Below are 6,517 nucleotides of genomic sequence, written 5' to 3' on the forward strand. Positions count from 1 at the left end.
ACCTCCTGTACGTGGCGGGAGTTTGTGCTTGTAAATACCTTTGTAAACTCCGGTATTAAGGCACCGGCAATTGTTCCACAGCTGATGATGATTGAAAGCGCCCACCAGAGTGAACTGTACTCTGCGGGGAGATCAGAAAGCAGTACATAGCTTGCCCAGAAGGTAACAATAATTGAGATGATGGATGTTATCCAGATAAGATTTGTCAAAGGTTGCTCAAAGTTGAACCTTTTCTTGTCCCCGAATCTAAATGCCGTGATGCCGGTATTTATGAAATAAGATACCAGAGAGGTGAGGATCATCAGGATACGCATTGCGAAAATCCATATAATAAGTATGCTGCCCATAACCGGGTTACCGGCAAGTGCCAGTGCTAAAAATGCGATAAGGGCAACGCCTGTCACACCGTATGTTTCAAAGCCATCTGCTGTTGGCCCCACGCTGTCACCAGCATTGTCGCCTGTACAGTCTGCAATAACACCCGGGTTTCTGGGGTCGTCTTCAGGAAGGTGGAATACAATCTTCATGAGGTCAGAGCCAATATCGGCAATCTTGGTGAATATACCACCGCAGATCCTCAAGGCACTTGCACCAAGGGACTCACCTATTGCAAAACCGATAAAACAGGGCCCCACCAGTTCTTTTGGTATAAAAACAAGGATGCATATCATGAAGAAGAGCTCGACACTCACGAGCAGGAGGCCGACGCTCATCCCCGACTTCATGGGGATGCTGACCACATTAACCGGTTTGCCTGTTAGGGAGGCAAAGGCTGCCCTTGAATTTGCCCTCGTATTGATTCTCATACCGAACCATGCCACACCATAAGAACCTAAAATACCCATGATAGAGCAGAAGAGGATTAGGAGAATGTTCCCAAAGGAGACATGCTGCAATCCGCCGAAATAATAGACAATACAGATGGCAATCAGAATCCAGAGGATGATGAGAAATTTACCCTGCTGGGCAAGGTATGACTTACATGTTTCCCATATAATATCGGAAACATCAAGCATCGACTTGTGGGCAGGCAGATTCTTTGTCTGGTTGTACTGGATGATGGAAAAGACCAACCCCACTATGCAGATCAGCAGCCCAAAATACATAATCGATACCCCGCCGATCGTGCCACCGAGGATAGTGAACGCTACCTTGGTAAGGTCTGGCAGCACGATATCAGCTTCACCTGCAAAGGTGGCAGGTGCTGCTATAAATAGCATGGAAACTAAAGTCAACAAGATAAACAACAGATTTCGTTTAAATATAAAACCCATTATAACCTCCTTACTAAAAAAATTTAGTACCTTCACATTAATGTTGGTTACAACCAAACTTCCCTTTCCTAACCTGGCTGCTAAATTACGATGCCTTTATTCTAAAACACTTTTTTCGGCATTGTCAATGAACTTATGAAATAATTCACAATTATTTGACACTAAGATTCGGTACACCTGAAAAATCAAGGATTTTCAAGGAAACACAAGGATTTTGGCATATTTTTTATTTAGTATTATGCAGTATTATGCAGTATTATGCAGTATTGTATTTCACGTTTCTTTCACGTTTTTTTTCACGGCGCATATACAAGCCCTCTCTTCCCTAAAAAAAGTAATATGTTTAATGAAGCTTGATATGAACCAGACAGAAGAAAAAGACGCAGATGAGCTGGAGCTCTTGACTTTAACAGAGCTTTCAAAAATGTTGAAGCTGAATAAACATACAATAAGAAAGCATCTCATGGAGACAAAACTTCTTCCCTATGTCAAAATCAGCAGGAAGTTAATCAGGTTTACGAGAAAGGATGTAGAAGAGTTTCTCCTTTCAAAAAAAGGTTATACACACCTCCAGTAGGAATGTGGACATAAAATGGGTAGAAGGCATAGCTGTTTTTACCCACCCAGGCGTTCGATTTTACCGTGAACATGATAACCCAGAGCACGTTAAGGTCATCAGGGTTGACGAAATAGAGGCTTTCTTCAGGGAAGGGAAACCTGCATACAGCACTGAGCGCATTATACCGCAAATCTTATATCCATGCAGTATAGGAAGGAGAACCACCCTTATGAATGGAGTCTCTGAGCCTTGTATTTAAGATGAATTTTTTCTCTATTGGAAACTCTAGGGAGGATTTACTCTATGAGACAGGTTGATTGGGATTACAGGTTGCATCCAGGAACTGGAACGAGCTTGGTTATATGCCGATAACAAGGCAGCAGGCAAACCTTCTTTTCCAGCTTATCTCTATACGTTATGAAAAGGGATCTATTATCCTTACCAGTAATTACAACTTTCATGAATGGGGCAAGATATTCGAGGATAATGTTGTAGCTTCTGCCATTATAGACATACTTGTGCATCATGCAAGGATATTCTATATCAATGGCAGAGAGCGGGAACGGGGAATAAAAACAAAAATGCGGGTAAAACTGGCGGCAAAGATGCTCATCATTGCCTGGACGTTGATGAAAAAGAAGGAGGTGTTCAATCCGGGTTGCATAGCTGATTAGTCAAAACTTATTACCGGCGAGAGAGCCCGATTAAGAACGTTGAGGCGAATGACCTCGTGGGGGACAATTTAAGGGCCTCTCACCTGAATCATGCAACCTGGATAAAGGATGATGGGTGCTCCATACAGGAGATACCGGATACTGAAAACGATAAGGTGCGGATTCGCTTATTGATGAGAAGTTCGCCGGACACCGTGAAGAGTTCCATGTAAAGAGCCAAGAGGGGAGGTTTATTCTGAAAAAGGCAGCATTGCTAACCCTTTGATATTATGGAGCTGATTTTTTTATGTCATTTCTTCTTGACAGGAGAATTATAGGATGTCCTTAGTTCCCAATCCTATTTTGGTAACGGCAGAGCAGCTTATGTCTTTTTGGGGGAGATTTATGCCCTTGAGTATACTATCTTTTGTTCTCGCATCTCCTTTCTTATCATCCCTTTTCCCTCAAGGTATTTTAAGTGAGCGATCGCCTCTCCAGTGGCAAAGAATTTCTGCATAGCAGGAAAAGAATTCCAGGAGTCACAATCAATATTCCATGTCATCTGTGATGCCACTTCGTAGGCGTTTTTACTACCTTCTTTCAGTATGGAAATGACCTCGTCAAGCCTCTTCTGATGATGATCTTTTAATTCCCTGATCCTCTCTTTACAATTCCTGAAAATACCTTTGTGGCCTGGCAAAACAAGCTCGATATCCAATTCATAAACCCTGCTCAAGCTTAAGAGATATTCCTTTAGTGGGTTCTCGGCATCATATCTTGCCAGAATGACAGGGGTTATCTCATTAAGAAGATGATCTCCCGATATAAAAATCTTCTTATTGGACTCGTATAAACACGTATGACCCTTGCTGTGACCCGGTGTTGTTACACATTTAAATTGGTAATCCCCTATATCTAATATGTCCCCATCTTTTAGAAACGTAAAAGGGAGGGGCTTCCTCCACCTATGTTCATTAGCAGGATGGAAACTGAGGGCTTCTTGAAGCTCATCTTCAGGGAAACCGCTCATTCGACCAGAATTCGTGAGTTCCTGCAAAAAGTTACCGGATCTAATCCAATCAATACCAACAGATTCTATTTTGTTAAAGTATATCGTTGAGTTATCAGCTATTAATGTGGGGGCAAGACTAAAATGATCTATGTGAAAATGGGTAATGAAAAAGTCTGTTTTTTCTAAATCTACTCCAAGTTTCTCCAAACTTGCCTGCATTGCTTTCCTGCATTCTTCAATGTCCATCCCCGTATCGATAATCAAATTTCGGTTCCTTGCCTTGATTACATACGAATTAACAGACTTCAATGCCATCTCGGGGAGAGGAATCTCAATTTTGTACAGGTTTGCAGTAATTTGTTCTATCATCAATCCACCATAAATTACCCCTCTACCACATCGTATGTCCAGCAAAATATAGACTTAGTAAGCATCACCTTTTCCGTGATAAGTCATGCAGCATATCTAACGAACTCTTTTCGACGCTCTTGCCAGTAAGTATCCCATCCTCTATTAAGCTTTAAAAGTCTCAATCTTAAAAGAGGATTAACACCCTTTTTGTACCAACTCATCACACGCTTCTTAAATCTACGGGCTACTGTTATATCTACTGTCTTCTCTACAGGCCCAGAACCATAGCCTCCTGTCTTTGGAATATTCTCAATCCACTGTAAATTATTCTTCACATAATCCATAGCATCTCTATTTTCTTGATCTTCTCAGGGGTCTCTTAACCGTGAACCTTCCTCCATGAGTGCCCTAATAATCTCCCTTCAGTCTCCTTTTAATGCTTAATAGATGCATGACCAGCGGAGGGCTGCGATAGTAAAATACGGAAGAATAAATCTTCTCATTTTATGCACTTTCAAAAACATCATCTTAGTCTCACTGGCCGCCTTTTGCCATATATATCTCAACATTTGCAACCATAATGTAAATTGTCCTGACTTCAAGATGTGGTTACAAGTTGACACTCCGGAACCTCCTCTTTTACTCCATTTTTTTTCTTAACAGAATCGTAGACAAAAGTCAGATTTTCTTGCACCTCCTTTGTGCCTCTGATTGATTGTGATATTTTTATTTTACTCTCTTCCTCTACGGTGCCCCAGCGTCTTTTTGCAGACAATATCGGGAAGGGGTTCAATAGCAGAACCAGCCACTATCGCAGTCCATTCCGATGGTCGAGAATCAGAATAAACTGATCCGTCGTTGTATGTGGTGTGCGATCCGAGTTTGCGATAGCTCCTCTTCAAACAGTCAATCTGAATGACCTGACTAATATCTCTTACTCTGGCGTTTTCTCTCCGGTTCAACGCTTTCACCTGCACCTTCACCAGTTGTTGATCCGACTCGTCGTATTTAACATTTTTCGGGTCATAGTAGAAGTTGTCACCTACTGAATTCGTGAAAAATTGTTTCCATTCCTCGCTTTGTGAATGGGCATGTGAAAAGAATCCTGAAACCGTCATGAGGATGAAGACAAAAAAAACGACCAGAGCTTTCATGGTTACCCTCCTATATCCATGCTGTCCACAGACAACTCTCCCGAATAGCTTACCAGATACGTCCGCCGTTGACAATCAAAATCACTTGTCTGTCATCTACGAATGAACTACCCCGCAGCTCTGCTGCGGGGTAGTTCATTACAAAGACAACCCTATGGAGGAGGCAGAAGCTGCACATGGAAAGCTCCCATCGATATGCTAAAAGAGGAAAATCTTAAAGCCCTCCCTGCCATACCCTACAAACCTTGCCGTGTTATTCCTGCTGTAATCACTACAACTGCATTTATCGAGTTTGAGACAAACCGGTATTCCATTCCCACAGAATATGCGGGGATGGCTGCAACGATCCTCTCGTATCCTGACCACATCGAAGTCCTGGTAAGAGAGAAGAAGGTTGCTTATCATACCCGATCCTTTGATAGACGGCAAAAGATTGAACATCCCTCTCACCGGGAGAGACTTCTTCAGAAGACGTCCAACTTTAAATATGAGCGGATACAACAGTTGATGAAACGCATGGATGCCGGCATTGGACACTTTCTTACTATGGCCGAATCAGAAGGCGAAGACCCCCTTGCCGTTGCCTATGGTCTTTTTAAGCTCCTGAAACGAAGTTCAAAGGCAATGCTCACCTCTGCCGTCCGTGAGGCGAATGCGCTCAATATATATAAGCTCAGATATATAGAAAGCCTTCTCACACCCAGGATGATGCGGGAAGATAATCCGGTATATCCCCAAAATGCCCAGCTTTTGGCAATAACGTATACACAAAGGGAGTTAAGTGAATATGATGAGCTTGTCTGAGCTCTGGCGGTATTTTAAGCTTCTCTCTCCCCAGAACTTCACGAGAGAAGAGGCTCAATTCCTGGAGGGGCTCCTTCCCCAGGAATATGCCTTAAAAGAACAGAAGAAGCGGGAGCATCTCCTTAGGATGTCGGGGATTAAGAAGGTACAGCTGCTTGCTGATTTTGACTGGACCTTTAACCCGAAGATACCACGGGAGAAGATTATGGAGTTCACCAATACTGACTGGCTTAAGAAACCCTGTAACCTTGTGCTTGTGGGACCATCGGGTATAGGAAAAACCCATATTGCGAGCGCCCTCTGTTATGATGCGGTCATACAGGGGAAACAGACTATTTTTCTTACCCTCTTTGACCTTACGGCAAAATTATCAAAGGCACGGAGCGTATATAGCCTCATTGACTACTATGGAAAGGTGCCGATTCTATGTCTCGATGAATTGGGGTATGTGTTGCCGACCAGGGAACATACCGATTGCCTCTTCCAGATCATATCCAAAAGAACAGAAACAGGGACAACAATAGTAACAACCAACCTTGTTCCTTCACAGTGGGGGCACCCATTAGAGGGCACCCTGTCAAGAGAAAATATTTCCCCAATGCAAAAAAGTTTCCTTTTTTTGCAGGGTGACATACCCACACGCCAGCTCATCCCTTTCTGACCTCCTATCCACATCCGTTCCTTCGTTGCTCTTTGGTTCGTAAATCATT

At 42.9% G+C, this 6,517-nt stretch carries 8 protein-coding genes and 1 pseudogene; 5 read left to right on the top strand and 4 right to left on the bottom strand.

What is annotated here, in order from left to right; genetic code table 11:
* On the bottom strand, positions 1 to 1,274 hold a 1,274-nt coding region (locus NTU69_12555; GenBank protein ID MCX5804336.1), incomplete at its 3' end, for a sodium/proton-translocating pyrophosphatase.
* A 358-nt stretch (positions 1,275 to 1,632) separates the two neighbouring features.
* On the opposite strand from NTU69_12555, the gene NTU69_12560 reads away from it, so the two are divergent.
* From NTU69_12560 to NTU69_12570, 3 genes and pseudogenes are all read left to right on the top strand, one after another.
* On the top strand, positions 1,633 to 1,851 hold the full coding sequence (locus NTU69_12560; GenBank protein ID MCX5804337.1) for a helix-turn-helix domain-containing protein: 219 nt from the start codon (positions 1,633 to 1,635) through the stop codon (positions 1,849 to 1,851).
* 4 nt (positions 1,852 to 1,855) lie between these two features.
* Entirely contained in the window at positions 1,856 to 2,092 is a 237-nt protein-coding gene (locus tag NTU69_12565; GenBank protein ID MCX5804338.1) for a hypothetical protein, read from the top strand.
* Between the two features lie 88 nt (positions 2,093 to 2,180).
* Positions 2,181 to 2,507, top strand: a pseudogene (locus NTU69_12570) (ATP-binding protein).
* 382 nt (positions 2,508 to 2,889) lie between these two features.
* Here the strand turns inward: NTU69_12570 and NTU69_12575 are convergent.
* The 3 genes from NTU69_12575 to NTU69_12585 form a co-directional block, all read right to left on the bottom strand.
* Complete coding sequence (locus NTU69_12575) at positions 2,890 to 3,867, bottom strand: MBL fold metallo-hydrolase (protein MCX5804339.1); 978 nt, start codon at positions 3,865 to 3,867, stop codon at positions 2,890 to 2,892.
* A gap of 83 nt (positions 3,868 to 3,950) precedes the next feature.
* Entirely contained in the window at positions 3,951 to 4,193 is a 243-nt protein-coding gene (locus NTU69_12580) for a hypothetical protein (protein ID MCX5804340.1), read from the bottom strand.
* 387 nt (positions 4,194 to 4,580) lie between these two features.
* On the bottom strand, positions 4,581 to 5,003 hold the full coding sequence (locus tag NTU69_12585; protein MCX5804341.1) for a hypothetical protein: 423 nt from the start codon (positions 5,001 to 5,003) through the stop codon (positions 4,581 to 4,583).
* 102 nt (positions 5,004 to 5,105) lie between these two features.
* Between NTU69_12585 and NTU69_12590 the strand changes: the two genes are divergently transcribed.
* Positions 5,106 to 5,807, top strand: coding sequence for a hypothetical protein (locus tag NTU69_12590; GenBank protein MCX5804342.1), 702 nt, complete (start codon positions 5,106 to 5,108; stop codon positions 5,805 to 5,807).
* Positions 5,791 to 6,468 (top strand): ATP-binding protein, encoded by a 678-nt coding sequence (locus NTU69_12595; GenBank protein MCX5804343.1) that lies wholly within the window; start codon positions 5,791 to 5,793, stop codon positions 6,466 to 6,468. Before NTU69_12590 ends, NTU69_12595 begins: the two co-directional genes overlap by 17 nt.
* Positions 6,469 to 6,517: the final 49 nt, after the last annotated feature.

The sequence above is a fragment of the Pseudomonadota bacterium genome, assembly GCA_026388215.1.
Taxonomy (GTDB): Bacteria; Desulfobacterota; Syntrophorhabdia; order Syntrophorhabdales; family Syntrophorhabdaceae; genus JAPLKF01.

What these genes read in the sequence shown, in the direction of transcription:
- NTU69_12585 (MCX5804341.1), bottom strand. Translation starts at nt 5,003, where the DNA reads ATGAAAGCTCTGGTCGTTTTTTTTGTCTTCATCCTCATGACGGTTTCA.
- NTU69_12580 (MCX5804340.1), bottom strand. Translation starts at nt 4,193, where the DNA reads ATGGATTATGTGAAGAATAATTTACAGTGGATTGAGAATATTCCAAAG.
- NTU69_12595 (MCX5804343.1), top strand. Translation starts at nt 5,791, where the DNA reads ATGATGAGCTTGTCTGAGCTCTGGCGGTATTTTAAGCTTCTCTCTCCC.
- NTU69_12575 (MCX5804339.1), bottom strand. Translation starts at nt 3,867, where the DNA reads ATGATAGAACAAATTACTGCAAACCTGTACAAAATTGAGATTCCTCTC.
- NTU69_12560 (MCX5804337.1), top strand. Translation starts at nt 1,633, where the DNA reads ATGAACCAGACAGAAGAAAAAGACGCAGATGAGCTGGAGCTCTTGACT.
- NTU69_12590 (MCX5804342.1), top strand. Translation starts at nt 5,106, where the DNA reads ATGAACTACCCCGCAGCTCTGCTGCGGGGTAGTTCATTACAAAGACAA.